This is a genomic window from Bradyrhizobium sp. SZCCHNRI20481 (assembly GCF_032485055.1).
Taxonomy (GTDB): Bacteria; Pseudomonadota; Alphaproteobacteria; order Rhizobiales; family Xanthobacteraceae; genus Bradyrhizobium.
The window spans coordinates 166,256-186,761 of the sequence record NZ_JAUEUE010000016.1 but is presented as its reverse complement, the minus strand read 5'-3'; the positions used below and the strand labels follow the sequence as shown (position 1 = coordinate 186,761).

At 66.4% G+C, this 20,506-nt stretch carries 24 protein-coding genes and 1 pseudogene; 9 read left to right on the top strand and 16 right to left on the bottom strand.

The window, feature by feature from the left end; genetic code table 11:
- Nucleotides 1–71: 71 nt before the first annotated feature.
- From QX132_RS25340 to QX132_RS25330, 3 genes are all read right to left on the bottom strand, one after another.
- On the bottom strand, nt 72–512 hold the full coding sequence (locus QX132_RS25340) for a nuclear transport factor 2 family protein (protein WP_315733968.1): 441 nt from the start codon (nt 510–512) through the stop codon (nt 72–74).
- A gap of 176 nt (nt 513–688) precedes the next feature.
- Complete coding sequence (locus QX132_RS25335; protein ID WP_316163163.1) at nt 689–955, bottom strand: hypothetical protein; 267 nt, start codon at nt 953–955, stop codon at nt 689–691.
- A 135-nt stretch (nt 956–1,090) separates the two neighbouring features.
- Nucleotides 1,091–1,537 (bottom strand): nuclear transport factor 2 family protein, encoded by a 447-nt coding sequence (locus QX132_RS25330; protein ID WP_316163173.1) that lies wholly within the window; start codon nt 1,535–1,537, stop codon nt 1,091–1,093.
- A 304-nt stretch (nt 1,538–1,841) separates the two neighbouring features.
- Between QX132_RS25330 and QX132_RS25325 the strand changes: the two genes are divergently transcribed.
- Together QX132_RS25325 and QX132_RS25320 are read left to right on the top strand one after the other, a co-directional pair.
- Nucleotides 1,842–2,066 carry a hypothetical protein gene (locus tag QX132_RS25325; RefSeq protein WP_315735660.1) on the top strand — a complete coding sequence of 75 codons (225 nt, stop codon included), beginning with the start codon at nt 1,842–1,844 and terminating at the stop codon, nt 2,064–2,066.
- Between the two features lie 979 nt (nt 2,067–3,045).
- Entirely contained in the window at nt 3,046–4,011 is a 966-nt protein-coding gene (locus tag QX132_RS25320; RefSeq protein WP_316163162.1) for an IS110 family transposase, read from the top strand.
- Between the two features lie 296 nt (nt 4,012–4,307).
- On the opposite strand, the gene QX132_RS25315 is transcribed toward QX132_RS25320, so the two are convergent.
- The 8 genes and pseudogenes from QX132_RS25315 to QX132_RS25285 all read right to left on the bottom strand — a co-directional run bounded on the left by QX132_RS25315 (nt 4,308) and on the right by QX132_RS25285 (nt 11,192).
- A complete protein-coding gene (locus tag QX132_RS25315; RefSeq protein WP_316163161.1) occupies nt 4,308–4,589 on the bottom strand; it encodes a hypothetical protein in 282 nt (93 codons plus the stop codon).
- 9 nt (nt 4,590–4,598) lie between these two features.
- Entirely contained in the window at nt 4,599–5,387 is a 789-nt protein-coding gene (locus QX132_RS25310; protein WP_316163160.1) for a DpnI domain-containing protein, read from the bottom strand.
- 136 nt (nt 5,388–5,523) lie between these two features.
- Nucleotides 5,524–5,704: pseudogene (locus QX132_RS33070) on the bottom strand (hypothetical protein); the annotation flags it as partial.
- Nucleotides 5,705–5,733: 29 nt separating this feature from the next.
- Nucleotides 5,734–6,048 (bottom strand): transcriptional regulator, encoded by a 315-nt coding sequence (locus tag QX132_RS25305; RefSeq protein WP_316163159.1) that lies wholly within the window; start codon nt 6,046–6,048, stop codon nt 5,734–5,736.
- Nucleotides 6,049–6,070: 22 nt separating this feature from the next.
- Nucleotides 6,071–9,415: an excinuclease ABC subunit UvrB gene (gene uvrB, locus QX132_RS25300; protein ID WP_316163158.1), complete on the bottom strand. Its 3,345-nt coding sequence runs from the start codon at nt 9,413–9,415 to the stop codon at nt 6,071–6,073.
- A 188-nt stretch (nt 9,416–9,603) separates the two neighbouring features.
- On the bottom strand, nt 9,604–9,786 hold the full coding sequence (locus tag QX132_RS25295) for a hypothetical protein (protein ID WP_315733962.1): 183 nt from the start codon (nt 9,784–9,786) through the stop codon (nt 9,604–9,606).
- A 203-nt stretch (nt 9,787–9,989) separates the two neighbouring features.
- Complete coding sequence (locus tag QX132_RS25290; protein WP_315733961.1) at nt 9,990–10,202, bottom strand: hypothetical protein; 213 nt, start codon at nt 10,200–10,202, stop codon at nt 9,990–9,992.
- Nucleotides 10,203–10,268: 66 nt separating this feature from the next.
- Nucleotides 10,269–11,192, bottom strand: a complete 924-nt coding sequence (locus tag QX132_RS25285; protein ID WP_315778037.1) for a LysR substrate-binding domain-containing protein — start codon at nt 11,190–11,192, stop codon at nt 10,269–10,271.
- 90 nt (nt 11,193–11,282) lie between these two features.
- Between QX132_RS25285 and QX132_RS25280 the strand changes: the two genes are divergently transcribed.
- From QX132_RS25280 to QX132_RS25270, 3 genes are read left to right on the top strand one after another with little or no spacing between them, the layout of a single operon-like run.
- Entirely contained in the window at nt 11,283–12,047 is a 765-nt protein-coding gene (locus QX132_RS25280) for a sulfite exporter TauE/SafE family protein (protein WP_316163157.1), read from the top strand.
- 7 nt (nt 12,048–12,054) lie between these two features.
- Nucleotides 12,055–12,294: a hypothetical protein gene (locus QX132_RS25275; RefSeq protein ID WP_316163156.1), complete on the top strand. Its 240-nt coding sequence runs from the start codon at nt 12,055–12,057 to the stop codon at nt 12,292–12,294.
- A 30-nt stretch (nt 12,295–12,324) separates the two neighbouring features.
- Complete coding sequence (locus QX132_RS25270) at nt 12,325–13,020, top strand: glutathione S-transferase family protein (RefSeq protein ID WP_316163155.1); 696 nt, start codon at nt 12,325–12,327, stop codon at nt 13,018–13,020.
- Here QX132_RS25270 and QX132_RS25265 read toward each other — a convergent pair.
- A complete protein-coding gene (locus QX132_RS25265) occupies nt 13,017–13,799 on the bottom strand; it encodes a crotonase/enoyl-CoA hydratase family protein (RefSeq protein WP_316163154.1) in 783 nt (260 codons plus the stop codon). The two genes, QX132_RS25270 and QX132_RS25265, sit on opposite strands and share 4 nt — an antisense overlap.
- 96 nt (nt 13,800–13,895) lie before the next feature.
- Between QX132_RS25265 and QX132_RS25260 the strand changes: the two genes are divergently transcribed.
- Nucleotides 13,896–14,525 carry a helix-turn-helix domain-containing protein gene (locus QX132_RS25260; protein WP_316163153.1) on the top strand — a complete coding sequence of 210 codons (630 nt, stop codon included), beginning with the start codon at nt 13,896–13,898 and terminating at the stop codon, nt 14,523–14,525.
- Here QX132_RS25260 and QX132_RS25255 read toward each other — a convergent pair.
- From QX132_RS25255 to QX132_RS25240, 4 genes are all read right to left on the bottom strand, one after another.
- Entirely contained in the window at nt 14,500–14,985 is a 486-nt protein-coding gene (locus tag QX132_RS25255) for a hypothetical protein (protein WP_316163152.1), read from the bottom strand. The two genes, QX132_RS25260 and QX132_RS25255, sit on opposite strands and share 26 nt — an antisense overlap.
- Before the next feature lie 15 nt (nt 14,986–15,000).
- Nucleotides 15,001–15,672 carry a hypothetical protein gene (locus QX132_RS25250; RefSeq protein ID WP_316163151.1) on the bottom strand — a complete coding sequence of 224 codons (672 nt, stop codon included), beginning with the start codon at nt 15,670–15,672 and terminating at the stop codon, nt 15,001–15,003.
- A gap of 171 nt (nt 15,673–15,843) precedes the next feature.
- Nucleotides 15,844–16,524, bottom strand: coding sequence for an HAD family phosphatase (locus tag QX132_RS25245; RefSeq protein WP_316163172.1), 681 nt, complete (start codon nt 16,522–16,524; stop codon nt 15,844–15,846).
- The gene (locus tag QX132_RS25240; protein ID WP_315784232.1) at nt 16,524–16,745 is read right to left on the bottom strand and encodes a cysteine-rich CWC family protein; all 222 of its coding nucleotides are present in this window, start codon (nt 16,743–16,745) and stop codon (nt 16,524–16,526) included. The genes QX132_RS25245 and QX132_RS25240 overlap by 1 nt, the downstream gene beginning before the upstream one ends.
- A gap of 140 nt (nt 16,746–16,885) precedes the next feature.
- Here QX132_RS25240 and QX132_RS25235 point away from each other — a divergent pair, with 140 nt between their 5' ends.
- The 3 genes from QX132_RS25235 to QX132_RS25225 all read left to right on the top strand — a co-directional run bounded on the left by QX132_RS25235 (nt 16,886) and on the right by QX132_RS25225 (nt 20,084).
- Nucleotides 16,886–18,406, top strand: coding sequence for a DUF1800 family protein (locus QX132_RS25235; protein WP_316163150.1), 1,521 nt, complete (start codon nt 16,886–16,888; stop codon nt 18,404–18,406).
- Entirely contained in the window at nt 18,403–19,626 is a 1,224-nt protein-coding gene (locus QX132_RS25230) for a DUF1501 domain-containing protein (protein WP_316163149.1), read from the top strand. Before QX132_RS25235 ends, QX132_RS25230 begins: the two co-directional genes overlap by 4 nt.
- Nucleotides 19,627–19,763: 137 nt before the next feature.
- On the top strand, nt 19,764–20,084 hold the full coding sequence (locus tag QX132_RS25225) for an antibiotic biosynthesis monooxygenase (protein ID WP_315733939.1): 321 nt from the start codon (nt 19,764–19,766) through the stop codon (nt 20,082–20,084).
- Nucleotides 20,085–20,506: the final 422 nt, after the last annotated feature.

Sequence of the window (20,506 nt, the reverse complement as noted above, 5' to 3'; positions counted from 1 at the left end):
TGGCTGCGCCAGTCACGATCTGTTGGGTTGTCGGTGAGTGCGACCACAATCCAACCCGCGGGGCAGCGGGCTCAGGCGAAGCTGCCGATGCGCGGCAGGTCGATGGAGCGGCCGAGCGTCTGCTCGACCAGATCGAACGTATCGATCAGGATCCGCAGCCGGGCGAGCTTTCCGGCGCGGAATTGCATGAATTGCGCGAGCCGCGCGGTGATCGGCTTGTCGGAATCCTGCGCCGTCATCGCACAGCGGACCATCGTCGCCGCGCTGGTCTCGTCCAGCATCAGGGTCTCGCGCTCCAGCCGCCGGATGCTCACATTGTCCGCGATCTGCCTGACTGCGTCGAGCACCGCCGCGCGGCCGTGCCGCGCGCCGAGGAAGGGAAACATGTCGATCGGGCCGTAGATGGCCCAGTCGATGTCGTCGTCGAGAAGCTCGGCGAAATCGTCGAAACGGCGGTCGTTGATCGCGCCATGCAATGCGCGCGACAGACGCCAGAGGCTGTGCTCCGTCATCGGCTCGGGATCCTGAACTGGCTTGCGAGGGGGCGCGCCGGCCTGAAGGCGACGTCGCAACGACGTCGCGCCGGGGCGCCGAATCTATCTCTCTTACGCCTCACATAAATCAGCCACCTGCGCGCGCAACGGCTGTTTTTGCATTGCACAAATGCGCGCAGCCGGTCGCCGCGCCCCTAACGCCCTTCGTGCTGCATCCGCTGCTGCGCGATCGCGACCTCGTGGTCGCGGAAGGCGGCCATGCCGAACAGGGAGGCGCCGGCGAGACCGCCGATCAGGGCGCCGAGCGGCATGAACGTGAAGAACACCAGCATGCCTGCATAGCCTTCGAATTCGCTGGTGTTGAACAGCTCGATCCAGGCCAGTCCAAGCCCTACTCCGATCGTCGCGCCGCCGACGACGCCCATCACCAGTCCGGCCATCGCCAGGAATGCTATTCTCATGTCACCGATGCCTCGTATACCACCGCTGATGGGGTGCGGAGCCCGGGCCACAGGTTCAAGGCAACGGCGCCGCCGTTGGTGACGTTTCCGTGATCGGTCGGTCAGGGCTGGCCTCCGCAACCGCCGTGCCGGGCCTCAGAGCCGGGCGGCGCCCGCGATCAGCAGCCGGCTGAGATCGCATTCCAGCACCTGCTGCACCAGGTCGTAGGTGTCCATGATCTCGCGGATGCGGGCGACGCGGCCGTCGCGCAGCGTGTAGAAGGCCGCGAGGTCGTATTGCACGATGCGGTCGTTGTCGCGCTTGCGCAGGAAGATGCGCAGATCCACGGCGACCTGGTCGCCTTCGCAGATCATGGTCTTGATCTCGTGCCGGACCTCGGCATAGCGGCTGCGTGCCGTCTCCCACATCTGCCGCACCTCGGCCTTGCCCCGGCGGCCACCGAGATGGGGGAAGATGTCGATCGGCGCCGAGGCGAAGTGCTCGAGATCGTCGGTGCAATGCGCCAGCACGCTGTCGAAATCGCCGGCGGCATGGGCCTCGAGCAGCTTGCGCACGCGCTGCTTGTTGATGTGCTCGATCATCCTGTCTCCACTGACGGGAATGCCCGCGTCGGCGATGGCGTTCTGGAGATGCCGGCCCGCGGCCGTCAACCACTTGCGTGACCGTCTGCCGGCGCAATGCGCCGGTACGGTGAACGGAAGCTTGGCGCGGGATCGCGTCACGATCATGTCTCGGGCCATCTCTCACCCCATGGGTCATCCCCGCGCGCGAAAGGTTCGCGCAAGGCGTCATGTCGGTTGCGAGGCGGGAACCGCTCCGCCGCGTCGCCGTTACCCCGCACCATTCTTGCGGAGCTCGATCACGAAGATGTCGATCACCAAGACCATGCTCGCCGCCTCCGTCGCAGCGCTGGCGCTGCTGTCGACGCAGGCCGCCGAGGCCAAGGGCTGCATCAAGGGCGCCATCGTCGGCGGCGTGGCCGGCCACTATGCCGGTCATCACGGCGTGCTCGGCGCCGCCGCCGGCTGCCTCTATGGCCGTCACCGTGCCAAGGAGCAGGAGCGTCAGCAGCAACAGCAGGGCCAGGTGAACGGGCAGGGCCGGACGTAGTTGATCCGCGCGTCCATCGTGCTTGGCGTGCCTTCACCTCAAGCTGGCGGCGATGGCCCGGCGTGACCGGGCGTTCGGTCCGTGCCGGAGGTGCCGGCTACAACGGAGCGCCGCTTGTTCGCGTCGTGGCTTTTTTCGTTACGCCAGCGAGGGTGATGCGCATCGGCCTCAACAAACCCTGTTGTCGTCCCGGCAAACGCCGGGACCCATACCCCCAGGGAGCGGTTTGAGGCACGCTTGCTATTGGCTTCTTGTCCCTCACGACCGCCGCTGCGTAGGGATCCCAGGTCGCCGCGCCGCGCTGTCGCGTCGCAGCTTGCCCGCGACGGCAGTGGAGAGAACAACGGATTTACGATTCAAACAGCTAAGGATTGCTCCGGGACATAACGGCGCGGTCTCGCGGCATGTGATGCCCGAGTGATACGATCCGCGTGGCCCTCGTGAGTGCAGAGGGCGCAGGGAATGCCGGGTGAAGGCCTCACCCATGGCCCGCCTGCGAAAAAAATGCAGGCGGCAGGTACCACAGGCAAAGCCGATTCAACCGGCATTCCCTGCGCGACGGTCTTCACGCTTATACGCAGTCTCCCTGGTGCGCCGGGCTTGTTGGCCACCATGTCGCACGACGCGCTTGCGCGCGTCATGCTGGATACCAGCATCGGGGTATCAGGACGCTGCGACTTCACGTCCGCAAGCTGCCGTTCGTCCGCACGCCGATAAGCATGCTGCGGCAACAACGCGGCCATCGCATCCCCACCTCGCGTGTCGTGACGATCGCGCGCTACGCCCCTTGTGTACGCCAGATCTGCCAGAATGCGCGAACGGGCGGTTCTCGCAAAACCGCCCGTCGCTGGATCTGAGCCCGGTACGCCCCAAACGCGGCAAAGCCTGTATCAGAGCGAGGGACAGCTCCGGTGATCTTCCTCAACCCGAACAGTTGCAAGGGCTTCGAGCCCATACAAGGCAAGGAAGGGAGTGGATGATGACACAGATCGCAAATGGTGTCGCTGGTATCGATGTGGCCAAGGACAAGGTGGACGGCTGCATTCGGAAACTCGGAGTACGGCAGACATTCCCGAGCAGTTCGCTTGGGCATCGCCAGCTGGTGGCCTTGCTTCGCAAGCACAAGGTGACCAAGGCCGTCATGGAGGCCAGCGGCGGCTATGAGCGCGAATGGGCCAAGGCGCTGCGCGAGGCCGGGATAGAGGTGCGGATCGTTGATCCCAAACGGGTTCGCAGCTTCGCCTTGTCGGCGGGTCGACTGGCGAAGAACGACACGATCGACGCAGAGATGATCGCCTGGTTCGCCGAGACGTTCGACGAGGCACCGAGCCAGACCTACGATGCTGCACGCGAGGAACTGGCGGGGCTGGTGAAAGCGCGCAAGCATCTGATGGATCTGAAAATCCGTTTGCAGAACCAGACCGAGCATGTTGTGCCGGGATTGGCGCAGAAGGCCCATTCCCAGGTGTTGAAGACGCTCGCGGCTCAGATTGCGAAGCTCGAGGCTGCGATCTTCGCCAGGGTCAAGGCGACGCCGGAATTTGCCGAGCGCGCCGAGATCATTGAAAGTGTGCCGGGGCTTGCCGTCATGACCTCCGCGCTCCTCATCGCAGGAGCGCCGGGGCTCGGCAAGGTGAGTGACAGGATCGCCGCTGCCCTGATCGGTGTTGCCCCTTACGACGACGACAGCGGCAAGCGCCGAGGCGAGCGCCACATCAAGGGAGGTCGGCGCTGGGTGAGAAACGGCCTGTTTCTTCCCTGCCTCGGGGCAGCGACGCAGCATAATCCGGTGCTTAAGACCTACTATGAACGCCTCATCGCCAAGGGCAAAGAGCCGAAAGTTGCCCTCATCGCCTGTATGCGCAAGCTGATCATCATCCTGAACACGATGATCGCCCGCGGCGAAAAATGGAATCCCAAGCAGCCGCGCGTTGCGATGAACTGATCGAGCGCCACACTGCGCTCGGTCCACGACCGAGTGCATGCCAAGCCAACAGGACGGCGAGCGGACGGGGTCAAGGCCTTCAGCCGCCGAAGGCGGGGGCGCGTCTCGCGCCAGCCTTGAGGCCGGCCGTTCGCCGGCCTACCTCAACAGCACAGTTGCTCTGCGGTGAGGCGGGATGCGGGGGAGATAATCATGAATTCCGATAAAGCGCAATAAGTTTATTTTTTTCGGAAGATCCGCGCTTCATCTCTCGCGTTGTCTGGCGGGCCCTCTGATGGATTTCGTGAAGGGCACCCCTAAATTGGGTCCGACGCCGCGAGAAATTCTTCCGCTTTGGCTCGGCTCGAGAACCGCCCGAGCTCTTCATAGGACGGCTCGTCCTCGGCGTCATCAGCCGATCGCAGGACGACAAAGCAATCCTCATTGCTCAAAATCAGCTCTGTCAGGTCCTCGCTCCGGGACGGAGACATGTCGCGGGCGCCGCAATGAGGACACTCGTCGTCACACATGCACGACCATTCATCGGTCAAGGCCTGCGCGCAACGTTCACAACGATAGAAGTTCAAGAACCAGGCCATTGCCGGACCTCACGTCTTCAAACGATAGCGGCCGCGCGATACGAACTCCAGGAATCCCTGATCGCGCAGGAACTGGAGCTGCTGGCGGATTTTCGGTCGGACGTTCTGGTTGCCGGGATAGAGCAGGCTGAGATGGCGGTCGAAAGCGTAGACATCGTCGAGCGTGAATTCCGGCTTGCCGAGCGACTCGACGCATTTCAGCACCTCGATCAGCCATCCGCGTGCATCCAGGGATTCCTTGCGGAGGAAGAGCGTCCGGCTCCACTCCTGCAGCACGACCTGCTTCGCGCGGACGACGCGATTCTGGACGATGTGAATCTTGCCCGACTCGGGAACGCGATCGAGAAGAATGTTCGAGCCGACCCACCCGGCGCGGCGCGCGGTCGCCGCGAGCGGCTTGCGCTGCTCGATGATGTCGCGGACAAAGAAATGCTTCGGCACGACGAAGAGGTTGATGACCGACCGGGTGTCACGGTCATAGTTCATCAGCAGGAGATTGGGATTGTTGCTGGCGGCCAGCCGCTCGCACTTCGTCCCATAGGCGCCGTCGGCGACCTTGGCGCCGAATACCTTCTTCTGGCTCTTCAGCTCGAACTCTTCGCTGCAGCTCGTACAGAAGAAGTCGGCCAGCGGGCTGTTGTTGGGAAACTGCGCCATGTTCGATCGGCCGCAGTTCGGACAATAGGCTTGCGCGCCGACCCAAGCTTCGGTCCAGGCCCGCGCCTTCTGCGTGCCGCTGGTGTAGGCAGTCTGAGGTTCTTCAAAACCGAGTTTCATGTGAGCAGAGTAGCTCAACATGATATGTTTTCCAGTCGAGATCGCGGGCCGGACGTCATTGCGAGCGAAGCGAAGCATCCAGATCAGGCCAAGTGCATAGACTCGATTGCTTCGTCGCTGTCGCTCCTCGCAATGAGGCGGCGAGAAGGTTTACACCTCACCGCTTCTTCCACCCGCCGCGCTTTCCCGGCGCGCCGCCGGTCGAGCGGGGGCAGGACCGAATTCGGGGCCTGAGTCGCGCGAGTTGGTCGGCTGGATGATACGGACCGGAAAGATTTTTCCGGCAGGGGGCGGTAGGGCAGCGACTCCTCGCCGTGCATTTGGTCCAGATGCAGCCTGTCGACTTGGCCGACGCTCGATCGAGCGCTTAGCCGGTGACGTGGAGCTGCAATCCCGCCTGTTTCTGCAGATAAGCGATCACGCTTAAGAGGTTCTTGGCCTGAGGATTGCCTTGCGGGCCGAACATGCGGATCAGGCTCTTGGGCGGTGTATCGATCGCCTCACCGAGCTTTTCGAATCCGACGGTCGCCTTGATGTAGTCGCGAAGAATGGTTTTCCCCGTTTCCATGTCGCCGCTGAGCATCGCGTCGACGCCTTCGCGAAGAAGCGCCGCCGCGAATCTCGTGTCCGCCTTCGCCTGCCGATGAAGCAGCTTGTCGAAACGCTTCGTCTTCATGGTCATCGCTTTTCCCCACGGACGACGCTCACCGCTTCTTCCACCCACCCCGTTTGCCAGGCTGCCCGCCGGTAGAGCGCGGGGCGGGGCCGAATTCGGGGCCGGACTCGCGCGAGTTGGTCGGCTGGATGATGCGGCTGGTGCTACCGAACGGTTTTTCGGGCAGCTTGGGGTTGGGGCGGTAGGGCAGGGACTCCGGGCCGTGCATCTCGTCGAGATGCGGCTTGTGGACTTTGGAGGCGGTGCTTGCGCCATGGGCGCCGCGACTCGTGGGCCCCCCTCCCTGGCCCTCCCCCACGAGGGGGGAGGGAACGGAGGGACCGCCCGCGCGGCTTGACGCACCGCCGCCGCGTGCTGCCGAGCCGCGGCCCTTCAGGGCCGTGGTCGGGAGGTTGGCGGCGTCGCCGTACTTCTTGGCGCCGGCGTAGGCGCCGGCCTTGCCCTGCACGGTGCGCTGCTTGGCGGTGGGGTCGTCGACGACGGCAAGCTCGGTGGCGCGGAGGCGCTTGACCTCGTCGCGGAGGCGGGCGGCTTCCTCGAAGTTCAAATCGGCGGCGGCCTCGCGCATGCGGGTTTCGAGATCGGCCAGCACCGCCTCGAAATTGTGGCCGATCGAGATGACGTCGTCGGTGGTGGTGCCGCCGCCGGTCTCGATCAGCACGTGGTCGCGCTCGTAGACCGAGTTGAGGATGTCGCCGATCGACTTCTTCACGCTCTCCGGCGTGATGCCGTGGGCCGTGTTGTACTCCACCTGCTTCTCGCGGCGGCGGTTGGTCTCGGCGATGGCGCGCTCCATCGAGCCGGTCATCTGGTCGGCGTAGAGGATCACCTTGCCGTCGACGTTGCGCGCGGCGCGGCCGATGGTCTGGATCAGCGACGTCTCGCTGCGCAGAAAACCTTCCTTGTCGGCGTCGAGGATCGCGACCAGCGCGCATTCGGGAATGTCGAGGCCCTCGCGCAGCAGGTTGATGCCGACCAGCGCGTCGAACGCGCCGAGGCGCAAGTCCCGGATGATCTCGATGCGCTCGATGGTGTCGATGTCCGAATGCATGTAGCGGACGCGGATGCCCTGCTCGTGCAGATATTCGGTGAGATCCTCGGCCATGCGCTTGGTCAGCACCGTGATCAGCGAGCGATAGCCGGCCTGCGCGGTGGCGCGGACCTCGCCGAGGAGATCGTCGACCTGGGTGCGGGCGGGGCGGATGTTGACAGGAGGATCGATCAGCCCGGTCGGGCGGATGACCTGCTCGACGAACACGCCGCCGGCCTCGTTCAGCTCCCAGCCGCCGGGGGTCGCCGACACCGCCACCGTCTGCGGCCGCATCATGTCCCACTCCTCGAAGCGCAGCGGGCGGTTGTCCATGCAGGAGGGCAGGCGGAAGCCGTATTCGGCCAAGGTCGCCTTGCGGCGGAAGTCGCCGCGGAACATGCCGCCGATCTGCGGCACCGTGACGTGGCTCTCGTCGGCGAACACCAGCGCGTTGTCGGGGACGTATTCGAACAGCGTCGGCGGCGGCTCGCCGGGCAGCCGGCCGGTGAGATAGCGCGAGTAGTTCTCGATGCCGGCGCAACTGCCGGTCGCCTCCATCATCTCGATGTCGAAGGTGGTGCGCTGCTCCAGCCGCTGCGCCTCGAGCAGGCGGCCCTGCGCATGCAACTGGTCGAGTCGGATCTTCAGCTCGGACTTGATCGACTTCATCGCCTGCACCAAAGTCGGTCGCGGCGTCACATAGTGCGAGTTGGCGTAGACCTTGATGAACTCCAGCTCGTCCTGCTTGTGGCCGGTGAGCGGATCGAACTCCTCGATGTTCTCCACGGTGTCGCCGAACAGGTTCACGCGCCAGGCGCGGTCCTCATAGTGCGCCGGGAAGATGTCGATGACGTCGCCCCGCACGCGAAAGGTGCCGCGGGTGAAATCGTGCTGGGTGCGCTTGTATTGCAAAGCGACGAGGTCGGCGATGAGCTGGCGCTGGTCGATGCGCTCGCCCTTCTTCAGCGCGAAGGTCATCGCGGTGTAGGTCTCGACCGAGCCGATACCGTAGATGCAGGACACCGAGGCGACGATGATGACGTCGTCGCGCTCGAGCAGCGCGCGCGTCGCCGCGTGGCGCATGCGGTCGATCTGCTCGTTGATCGAGGAATCCTTCTCGATATAGGTGTCGGTGCGCGGGACGTAGGCCTCGGGCTGGTAGTAGTCGTAGTACGAGACGAAGTACTCGACCGCGTTGTCGGGGAAGAAGCTCTTGAACTCGCCATAAAGCTGCGCGGCGAGCGTCTTGTTCGGCGCCAGGATGATGGCCGGGCGCTGCGTCGCCTCGATCACCTTCGCCATGGTGTAGGTCTTGCCGGAGCCGGTGACGCCGAGCAGCACCTGTGTGCGGTCGTTGCGCGCGATGCCCTCGACCAGCTCCTTGATCGCCTGCGGCTGGTCGCCCTTCGGCTCATAGGCCGACTTGATCTCGAAGCGGACGCCGCCTTCCGACTTCTCCGGACGGGGCGGACGGTGTGGCGTCCACACCTTGAGCGAGCCGTCGTCCTTGCGGAACTCGGGACGGCCCTCGCGGATCAGCGACTCCAGCGCTTCCGCCGTGGCCTTGACGCCGAGCGCCTCCATCTTGTTGCGCGGCGGACGGGCGAGCGCCTCCTCGTCGTCCTCGGCCGTGGGCAGGCCAAGCTGCCGCGCCAGCTCGGGATCGAGCGTCGGGATGGTGGCGGCGGTGCCGTAATTGGCTTGCGGAGCTTCGGCGAGGCCTGACTCGCCAGCGTTGTCAAAGGGCGCGTCCGCATGCGCTGCGGCGCTCCCTCCCCCCTTGTGGGGGAGGGGTGGGGAGGGGGGTACTCCGGCACGAGCTGTGTCTGAGTCGTCGGCCAACGCGGGAGGGGACTCAGGTCGCGCCGCCACGCTCTCCTCCTCTCCCCCTTGCGGGGAGGAGGCGGGGGGGGATTCACGGGCAGTGTTGCTTGGGGCACCCCCCTCCCCAGCCCTCCCCCACAAGGGGGGAGGGAGCGCAGCGTCCTGCTGGGCTGAAGCTTGTGACGTGTCACGGACGGACGAACGCCCACCCACCGGCTGCGGATTCGGCCGCAGCGGCATGGACCGCGCCGAGGCGTCGCCGGTCGCAACCTCAGCGCTCTTGCCGCGCGTCGACGCCCGCGCGCGGTGCGCGGCGGCCTCGCCGCCGCTGCGGCGGTCCCAGGAATTGTCCGGCGGAGGCTTCAGTCCCGTTGAGGAACCGATGCCGCTCTCGCCGCGGTTGATGGCGGGATTGAGCAGCTCGGCGAGCGCGGGCGCGATCGGCTGCACGTCGGGCCGGTGCGCTTTCGATTTCGGAGTTCGGCCAGGCTTCTTGGGGGTGTCGGGGGTCTTCGCCATGGCCCGAATATGGGACGGATGACGCCGACTTGAAAGAGTGATCGGGCGCCGCGCAGCGGCCTTGCTGACAGCATGGTGGCAGCAGGACGGCCCGAGATGCGCCTGCACGCGGAAGGCCACACGAGATCAGCGAGCGACTCGCGAGCCGTGGCGCGCGCGATGGCGCTCCAGCGACCCCTCGCTGCGGTTCAATGCCGGGTCGGCTGCTCGACGATGTCGAGATGCACGCCGTGGCAGGCGACGCATTGCAGGGCCCAGTACTCGGAACCGCCGCGGCCGTTGATGACGCTCAGGACGCTCAGCTCGGCATCGCAGTCCGGGCATCGCGTACGCACCGAATAAGCGAGGTGTTTGACGGCAGGCTCAGCCATGAATTGCAGTCCGCATTACGAATACACTCGGCATTTCGAATTGGCGTTTGGATTGTTGGCTTGGAACCGTCTGGCCGCGCGGATGGACTCTCGGGGACTTCACTCTCGAAGATTGTTCCACGTCGCGCTATCCGTCTTTTCCCGGGGGGCGGTCGATATCCTCCGTTGCATGCTCGAAGCGACGGCCTATCAGTTGGCCGTCGTCAGTCCCACCGCTTGCGGAAGCGGTCGATGTGGCTCTTGGCATCGGCGATCGCCATGTCTGCATCGGACCAGGCAAAGCCGACTTCGAGAGACGGGAACGAAACACCATTGATCACCACCGGGGTCATGTCCGCGCGGCGGATCCGCGCGTGCCACAAGCCGCGTCCTGCTTCGAACGGCTCGATGGCGAAGTCTTCGTACAAGTACGTCATTGCGCAGTCCTGGATGTTCCAAACTGCAACAACAGCATGAGTTTGTCCGGGCATTTGTGAACAGGTTCACACGTCAGCGTCTTTTTTGATCGCGTCCCTCCGCTGAGAATTCCGGGTCGCGGGTTGCGACGCTGCGCGCATGATCCAGCGCCGGAACGCGGCGAAATCACGTTGGCCGGCCTGGAAGTGGCGGTAGACAAGATACCAGCGCTCGCCTTTTGGGACGGTCAGTGCGAACGGTGCAACCAGGCGTCCTGCCGCGAGGTCATCGTCGATATAGGGACGGATGCCCATCGCGACGCCGAGCCCGTCGATCGCGGCCTGCAGCGCATGCCCGTAATACTGGAACTCGGTGCCGCGCGCGCTGACGCGGGTGACGCCCGCGGCCTTCAGCCACAGCGCCCAGTCCTCGGCGGCATGCGACACCCGCAGCAGGCTCGGGCCCTTGAGGTCGGCCGGTTTCTTCAAGGTCGCGGCCAGCCGCGGCGTGCACACCGGCACGAGATCGGCGGCGAACAGCGGCTCGGCGACGAGACCCGGCCAGGCGCCGTGGCCGAGCTTGATGCCGCAGCTCCAATCGTCGCCGAACGGCACCGCCGCCCCGCCGGTGGTGATGCGGACCTCGATGTCCGGCTGCTCGGTGCTGAAATCGGCGAGCCGCGGGATCAACCATTTCATCGCGAAGGTCGGACCGACGCCGAGCGTCAGCACGCGCATCGACGACGGCGCCATGATCTGCGCGGTCAGGCTCGACAGCGCATCGAAGATCGGCGTCAGCCCGCTCTGATAGGCGCGCCCCGGCGCGGTCAGCGCCAGGCGGTTGGCCTTGCGCTCGAACAGCACCACGCCGAGCCGCTGCTCGAGCAGGTTGACCATGCGGCTGATCGCGGCCGCGGAGACGTTGAGCTCGCTGCCGGCCGCGGCGAAGCTGCCGGTGCGCGCAGCCGCCTCGAATGCCTTGATGCCGTTGAGGAACAGCAGCCGTCTCATCGAGCCCTCAGGAAAACTGATGGAGGGCAAGATAACTCGGTTTGTGCGGCCGTCACCAGTGCGACAATCTGCATGGCGAGGAGATCAGCCATGACACCAGCCCTGATTGCAGCGCTCGGATTGCTGATGGTGGCGACGGCGTTCCTGTCGGGCCTGTTCGGCATGGCGGGCGGGCTGATCCTGATCGGCGTGCTCTTGGCGATCATGCCGCTGCCGGCGGCGATGGTGCTGCACGCGGCGACGCAGATGGCGTCCAACGGCTGGCGCGCCGTGCTGTGGCGCCGGCACATCCGCTGGCGGCCGGTCGCGGTGTATCTCGTCGGTTGCGCGCTGGCGCTCGGCCTATGGTCCCTGGTGCGCTACGTGCCTGACAAGCCGGTCGCGCTCCTGCTGCTCGGCGTCACGCCGTTCATGGCGCGGCTGATGCCGGCCGGCCTCAGGCCCGATCCGGACAGCGTCTGGCAGGGCGCGATCTACGGCACGATCTGCATGGGGCTGATGCTGATGACCGGGGTGTCCGGGCCGCTGCTCGACACGTTCTTTCTCGGCGCGCGGTTCGACCGCCGCTCGATCGTCGCCACCAAGGCGACGTGTCAGGTCGCGAGCCACCTCACCAAGCTGATCTATTTCGGCGGCATCATCGATCAGGCCGCGGGCCTCGATCCCGTGCTCGCGCTCGTCGCCGTCGGAGCGTCGATGCTCGGCACGAGCCTGGCGCGGCGGCTGCTGGAGGCGATGAGCGAGCAGCAGTTCCGCACCTGGGCCCACCGCATCATCACGGCGGTGGCGAGCTACTACATCCTCTATGGCGGCTGGCTGCTGCTGGCCGCGCAGAGCTCGGCGGCGGCAGAGTGAGGCGAGCATGGCCGTATCGGCAGACCCCCTGGTGCTCGACTTCGTCGAATGGATCGCGCGCGCGCCGCGCAGCCATGCCGAGGTGGTGGCGACGTGGCGAACGAGCTGCCCGCGGCTGACGGTGTGGGAGGATGCCGCCGATCTGGGCTATGTCACGCGCCAGGCGATCACGGGCGTCGGCCTCTTCATCATCGTCACCGATGCCGGCGCGCGGCTGTTGCGCGACAACGGCCGCGTCGCGCGCTAGAACGGTCCGGAGTTGGAGGAAAGACCGGGAATGGCAGTGAAGCTGTATGAACTCGTCGGGAGCGATGCGGGCCGCCCGTTCAGCCCCTATTGCTGGCGCACGCGGATGGCGCTGGCGCACAAGGGGCTGAGCGCAGAATCGATTCCGTGGCGCTTCACCGAGAAGAGCGCGATCGCGCCGCATGGATCGGAGAAGGTGCCGGTCATGCTCGACGGCGACCGCGCGGTGGCCGACTCCTGGACGATCGCCAACTACCTCGAGGATACCTATCCGGACCGGCCGTCGCTGTTCGGCGGCGCCGGCGGCCGCGCGATGGCGCGCTTCCTCAATGCCTGGGGTGACATCGCCATCGTCGGCGGCATCTTCCCGCTGATCATCGCCGACATCCCGAAGAACCTTGCCGCCGAGGATGCCGACTATTTCCGCAAATCGCGCGAGGCGCGGTTTGGCAAGAGCCTCGAAGAGGTCATGGCGACGCGCGACCAGGCGGTCATCGGCTTCCGCAGATCGCTGGAGCCGCTGCGCCAGACCTTGAAGACGCAAGCCTTCATCGGCGGCGACGCGCCCGACTATGCCGACTACATCGTGTTCGGCGGCTTCCAATGGGCGCGCGTGGTGAGCCCGTTCCGGCTGCTGGAGGAGAGCGACAGCGTCCATGCCTGGCGCGAGCGGCTGCTCGATGCGTTCGACGGGCTGGCGCGCAAGTCGCCGGGCCACCCGGTCTAGCAACGCGGCGGCCGGCGCTCGCGCCAGGCCGCCAGCCCATCGGTGAGATCGCGGCTGCCGACCAGGCTCGCGAACTGTTCGCTCTCGACCTGCAGCCCTTCGCCGATCGCCATGTTGAGCCCGCGCGTCGCGGCGGTGATGATGCCGGCGACGGTATCCGGCCCGTGGCGGATGATGCGCTGCGCCAGAGCGCGCGCCGCCGACAAGAACTCATCGTGCGGCACGACGGCGTTGACGAGGCCGATCTCCAGCGCGCGCTGCGCCGGGAAAGCGTCGCCGGTCAGCAGCAGTTCCAGTCCGCGCTTGCGGCCGACCAGCCGCGGCAGCCGCTGCGTGCCGCCGAAGGTCGGCGGCATGCCGAGCCTGATCTCGGGCTTGGCGAAGCTGGCGCGCTCGCTCGCCACCGCAAGATGCACGGCCTCGGTGATCTCGCAGCCGCCGCCGAAGGCGAGCCCGTTCACCGCGGCGACGACCGGCTTGCGGAACGCCTCCAGCCGCGCCGTCATCGCCTGGCCGCGCCGCACGAAGTCGCGCAGCGCCGCGGCGCGCCCCTGGCGGACGCTTGCGGTGAATTCGTCGATGTCGGCGCCGGCCGAGAAGGCGCGTTGTCCCGCGCCGGTGAGGATCACGGCCCTGACGCCGGCATCGGTCTCGATGCGGTCGAGCGCGGCCATCAATCGATCGATCAGCGCGTAGCTGAGCGCGTTCAGCCGCTGCGGCCGGTTCAGCGTGATCGTGGCGATGCGGTCGGAGATGTCGAGCAGGATGAGGTCGGTCATGGCGTCTCGCAGGCTGGCGGTTGGAGCAAGCGAAGACTAGGCGTCGCGGCAGCCGAGGTATATTCACTGGTCAGTATACATTGACCGAGCGCCGCCATGCCCCGTTCCTCCGATCCCACGCCCGCCCGCATCGTCGCCGCCGCGAGCAGGCTGTTCTATGCCGAGGGCATCCGCGCCGTCAGCGTCGACGCGGTGGCGGAAAAGGCCGGCGTCACCAAGAAGACGCTGTATTATCATTTCCGCAGCAAGGACGATCTGGTCGCGGCCTATCTCGCCGCGCGCGACCAGCCGAACCTGGAGCTGTTCAAGCGCTGGTTCGACGAGACCGAGGGCGCGCTGCCCGACAAGATCGCCGGGATATTCAACCAGCTTGCGCGCGCCGCGCGGCATCCGAAATGGCGCGGCTGCGGCTTCCTGCGCACCACCGCGGAGCTCGCCAATCTGCCCGGCCATCCCGCGATCAGGATCGGCGCCGCCCACAAGAAGAAGTTCGAGGCCTGGCTGCAGGCGATGTTCGAAGAGCAGGGAATTGCCGAAGCGGGCGAGCTCGCGCGGCAGATGCTGCTCCTGCTCGACGGCGCGTTCGCGGTCGTGCTGCTGCATCGTGACGCCAGCTACATGGAGACCGCGGGCGCGGCGGCACGGACGCTGGTCGCGGCGGCGCTGCCAAAGGGGAGGCGATATGCTTCCCGCAGGACCGTCAGCCTGCGCAGCCGCGTCCCCTGACCCGCTCGCCGCGAACGATCGTCGCGACCATCTGGCTGGCCATGCCGTCGAAATCGGACGGCTTGATGTAGCCGGCGGCGTAGGCTTCCTGGGTCAGGCGTTCGATCCGGCGATCCTCGGCGGTCATCCAGACGCCGGCGATGTAGGCGGCGCCCGCCGGACCATAGGTCTCGGGATAGCGCTCGTTCTGGTTCTGCCGATGATAGTAGTAGTGGTTGAGGCCGCTGATGAAGCTGTCGCGCTTGGCGCCGCAGCGGTCGCTCCACGCCAGATCGAGCGCCTTCAGCGCGTCCTGGCGCTGCGAGCGCCGGGCGTCCTCGGTGTATTTCTCGTGCTCCTGAAACTCCGCGCCCGTGACGGGCGGAAACGCAGCCGCCGCACTCGGCGCGTCGGTCAGGAACAGGCGTCCGCCAACCTGCCAGACGAGGATGGCTGCAATGATGAAGATGAGCCGGTTCATGGCAGCGCTCGTTTGCTATCGCCGGTCCCGTTGCGCCTGCCGGATACGGCACACCGACGATTCGTCGGACCAGAGACCGGGTCCGGCGAACATCGGGACGTCCTCGCGCACATCCGCCGGAAAGTCCGCCTTGGTGATCCCCTTCTCGTCGAAGGCTTCGAACAAGGCCTCCTTCACACGCTGATCGAGCGGCGTGCCGACGCTGTCGGCCGCCTCCTGGAGCGATTTGTCCGTGCAGATTTTTGCGCCCCAGAACTGCCGCTTGCAATCCAGCTTGGCGACATAGGCGCGAGTATAGGCCGTCAGTGCGTCCACCAGGTTCTGCTTCATGGTCTTGTCGCATGGCGACAGCTTGTAGGCCGTCGCGGCCTGCAGCGCGTCCATGCGCAACGCATCGAGCTTGGGGTTCTTGTCGCTCTGCGAGGTGTGCTCGGCGAGCCATGCCTTGCGATCGAATTTTTCCCTGGACCTGGCATCGCCGAACGACATGTCCACCGTCGCGGACAGCGGTGCCACCACGGCCACCGTCTGTGACCCATTGGCAATATTGGACACCGTCTCGATCGGGGCCGACCAGGTCGAGGCTCCCCAGGACGCGCCCGGCAACGGAAAGCCCCTGACGGCCCAGCTCACACCACCGAATGCCACTACAAATGCCGCGCCCACGGCGCCAATAAATCGCAACATGAAAGAAGCCCATCCGCCAACGCCTGCACGGTAGTGCGTGCGGGTTAATGCATCCGATAGGGCCGCCGGCGGCGCGCAACGACGTGAACCGATCGTGACCGTCTTCTGCCGCCTTTGAAGACAATGGCTGATGAATTAGCGGCATGGCCGGACGAGCCTGCCGACGTGACGTCATGTCTTGACGGGCAACACCGAACGGCGCGCGAGCAGCGCGATGGCGGCATCGAGATCCGGCAGCACGGCCGCCGCATTCGCCCGCGAATGATCGTTCGGCGGCACGATGTCCGGCACCATCAAGGTGATCGCGCCTGCGGCGTGCGCCGAGGCGACGCCGGGATTGGAATCCTCGATTGCGACGCAGGCCGGCGCGCGCGTCCGTAGCCGTTCCGCGGCGAGCAGATAGAGGTCCGGATGCGGTTTGGCGCGGGTCACGTCGTCGCGCGTCAGGACCGCATCGAAGCGGTGGCCGATGCGGGCGAGGCGGAGATGCTCCGCGGCCGTGCTGCGCGAGGACGAGGTGACGACGGCCTTGGGCAGGCCGACCGCGTCGATCGCGTCGAGCAGCGCGACGACGCCGCGCTTCAGCGGCATGCCCGCCTGCAGGATCTCGATCGTCTTGGCCGCGAACAGGCGGTTGACTTCGACCAGCGGAAAATCGTCGCCGAAATGGTCGCGCAGGGTCTGCTCGTTGTCGGGTCCGGGAATGCCGATCATCGCATGGCAGAGCTCGACGACGCCGTCGCTGTAGCCGAGCGCATTCAGCGCCGCGATCGCAGCTTCGAGATAGACCTTCTCGGTGTCGAGCAACGTTCCGTCCATGTCGAGCAGGACCGCTTCGACGTGCCAGCGCATCACGATCCCGCCTCCGGTTCGCCGGCCAGCCTCTTGAGGCAGTTGACGCACAGGCAGTCCTTGAACCGGCTTTGTCCGCTCTTGGGCAGCGGCAGGCGCACGGCCTCTTCGAAGCACCAGCAGGAGCCGCCGGGATCGCAGCTGAACTCCGCGCCGCACGACTCGCAGGTGAGTTGCCGCGCGGTCATGTCCGCTAAACGATTTGTCACGTTCGGAGCCACGTGCGACCAGCCCCTTTTCATGTCCGGTTCATCTGCCGGGGCAAGTATAGTGCGTGACAATCTGCCGCGCCATCGCAGTCTGCGGTCGCGGCAACACAGCGTTTCGGGAGCTCCCGCGATGACAGGCTCGAGGATGTGGCATGGCGCGTGATGCTCGAGCGGCTCTTGTTGCATTGAATCGCTTCGGCTTCGGCGCGCGTGGCGGCGCCTCGGGCGATCTCGTCAATGCGGCATCGGACCCGCGCGGCTTCGTCAAGGCCGAGCTCGGGCGTCCCAATGGAGCGCTCTTGGAAGCGCCGGGTCTGCAGCCGACGCCCGCACTCGCCGATGCCGTCTTCGCCTATCAGGACGAGGTCAAGCGGGCCCGCGAGGCCGCGAAGTCGGAGGCTGCGCCGCAGGAGCAGTCCAGCCCCACGCGCGGCCTGTCCACGAACGGCGCGGACAAAGCCTCGGCCGCAACGCCATCGGCGGCCCCAGCAGCCGGCGCCGACCCTGCACCCGCGATGCAGGGAACGCCGGCAAAGCCCGCGCAGGCTCAGCAGCCGCCCAACGTCGTCCAGAAGACGTTCCGTGCCGAGGCGCTGGCGCGGCTGCAGCGCGCCGTGCTCGCCGATTGCGGCTTCACCGAGCGGCTGGTGGCGTTCTGGTCGAACCATTTCTGCATCTCCGCAGGCAAGGGCGAGTTGGCGCGGATGTGGGCCGGTGCGTTCGAGCGCGAGGCGATCCGGCCGCACGTGCTCGGACGCTTCGCCGACATGCTGAAGGCGGTCGAGCAGCATCCGGCGATGCTGTTCTTCCTCGACAACCAGGAATCGCTCGGACCGGACTCGCGCGCCGGCCAGAACCGCAAGCGCGGCCTCAACGAGAATCTCGCCCGCGAGATCATGGAACTGCACACGCTGGGTGTCGGCGGCGGCTACACCCAGGAGGACGTGACCTCGCTGGCGCGCATCATCACCGGCTGGAGCTTTGCCGGCCGCAACAGCCGCAACGCGGCGCCCGGCAGCTTCGTGTTCAATGCCAATGCGCACCAGCCGGGGCCGCAGACCCTGCTCGGCAAGGTCTATCAGGATGACGGTCTCACGCAGGGCCAGGCCGCGCTCGCGGACGTCGCCCGCCATCCCTCGACGGTGAAGTTCATCGCCACCAGGCTCGCGCGCCATTTCGTCGCCGATGATCCGCCGCCCGCGCTCGTCGCCCGGCTCGAAGCCGTGTTCAAGAAGGGCGATGGCGACCTCAAGGCGCTGACCTTGGCGCTGGTCGACTCCGACGAGGCCTGGTCGGCGCCGCTGACCAAGATCCGTTCGCCCTATGAGTTCCTGGTCGCCGGCGGCCGGCTGCTGGCGCGCGTGCCGGAAGATCCCGGCTTCTATCTCAGTTCCCTGAACACGCTCGGCCAGCCGCTATGGGCGCCCGCAGGACCAAACGGATTTGCTGATACCAACGCGATGTGGGCTGCCCCTGAGGGCATGAAGCTGCGGCTGGACATTTCCGCGCAACTCGCCGCACGTCTTGGCAACAATCTCGATCCGCGCGACCTGCTCGATCTCGTCGCGGGCGATGCGACCTCGACGGAGACGCGGCGCACGATCGAGCGTGCGGAATCGCGCCAGCAGGCGCTGGCGTTGTTGCTGATGTCGCCGGAATTCCAGAGGAGATGACGATGGACCGGATCGCGACCTCGCTGTTGACCTCGCGACGCCATTTGCTGCTGGCAGGCGCGTCCTTTGCGGCCTGGGGCTATCTGCCGAAATTCGCGCGGGCCGCCGGCCAGCGCGACCCGCGGCTGATCGTCGTGATCCTGCGCGGCGCGCTCGATGGCCTCGCCACCGTCGCGCCGATCGGCGATCCCGACTACGCCGGACTGCATGGCGCGATCGCGCTGACGACGGCGGGACCAAATCCGGCGCTGCCGCTCGATTCGTTCTTTGCGCTGCATCCGTCAATGCCGGAATTCGCGCGCATGTATCGCGACAAGCAGGCTGCCGTGGTTCACGCGGTCGCGACACCGTATCGCGAGCGCTCGCATTTCGATGGTCAGGACGTGCTCGAAAGCGGCTTCGCCGGTCCTGGCCGCGTGCAATCGGGCTGGCTGAACCGCGCGGTGGAGGCTCTGCCGCGCGGTCCGCGCGTCACGGGCGCGCTCGCGGTCGGTCCGACGGCGCCGCTGGTGCTGCGCGGCGCAGCGCCCACCGTTGGTTGGGCGCCGGTGACGGTGCCGCAGGCCGATGACGACACCGCGATGCGGCTGGTCGACCTCTATGCGCATCGCGATCCCGCGTTGGCGGCTGCGTTGTCGCAAGGGCTCAAGCTCGAGAAGGTCGCGGTCGGTGACGACATGAAGCCGAAGCCGGGCGGCAACCAGATCGCGGCGATGCGCCAGGTCGCGCGCGGCGCGGCGAAGCTGATCGCCGCGGAGGATGGTCCGCGCATCGCCGCGCTGGCGTTCGACGGTTGGGACACGCATGCCAATGAAGGTGGTGCGGTCGGTCGGCTGGCGCAGCTCTTGTCGGGTCTCGACGGTGCGCTCGCCGAGTTCGAAAGCGGGCTTGGCCCGTGCTGGCGCGATACGGTCGTGGTCGTCGCAACCGAGTTCGGGCGCACGGCAAGGATCAACGGCACCCAGGGGACCGATCATGGGACCGGGACGATTGCGCTGCTCGCCGGCGGTGCGGTGAAGGGCGGACGGGTGATCGCCGACTGGCCGACGCTGAAGATGGCGAGCCTCTACCAGGGACGCGATCTTGCGCCGACGACGGATCTTCGCGCGGTGTTCAAGGGCGTACTCGCCGATCATCTCGGCATCGGCGAGCACGCGCTCGGCGGCGCGGTGTTTCCGGACAGCGCGGCCGTGAAGCCGATCAAGGGGCTCGTAGCGTAAGGCTCGCTTGCGCCATTTCCTGATCAGGCGTCCTGAAGCCTTCCACATTGCGGCATCAGCGGCCGTCGTCGCAGGCGCATTGCACCGCGAAGTCTGCTACTCCTCGACCTGCGGCATTCATCCCTCAGGAGATCAGCATGTTCATCGCCATGAATCGTTTTCGCGTCGCCAAGGGCTCGGAGGCCGCCTTCGAGCAGGTCTGGCTGTCGCGCGACAGCCATCTCGACAAGGTGCCGGGCTTCGTCGAGTTTCACCTGTTGAAGGGACCGGAAGCCGAGGACCATACGCTCTACGCCTCGCATACGATCTGGGCGTCGAAGACGACGTTCGAGGACTGGACCAAGTCCGAAGCATTCCGCGCCGCGCACCAGCGGGCCGGCGACACCAAGGTGCACTATCTCGGCCCGCCGCAGTTCGAGGGGTTCGAGGTCCGCCAAACGGTGGGCAGCAAGACGTAGGACAAGGACAAAGCCCACCATTGCGATCCGTCTCCGCGACTCGTCTTGGCTGAGCACGGCCGAGCGGACGCTCGTTTTGCGCTGAAGCGACGCGGCGGCCGACAGGACCCGGACGGCCGCCGGTCGTGCGCCATCGCAAGCTGCTCGCGCCGGGCCAGCCGGTCCGCCGGGCCTGCTGGCGTCAACAAGGACAACGCCATAGCGAAGCTCCGGCTGATTCGAGCAGGTAAGACGGCGCGCCGAAGCTGAGCAGTCGTAGCCGTCAGCAGACGCGCAGGCGACGTCAGGCGCTCTCGGGAACTGGAGCCTCACGAGGCTGTTATCGCGTGTCTGAAACAGGAAGCCGAATGTCCGGCAGGGCGGGCAGCGCCGGCCAGCGCCCTCGGTCGTTCTGTTCTAGCGAAGGCCGGGATGGTTGCTCG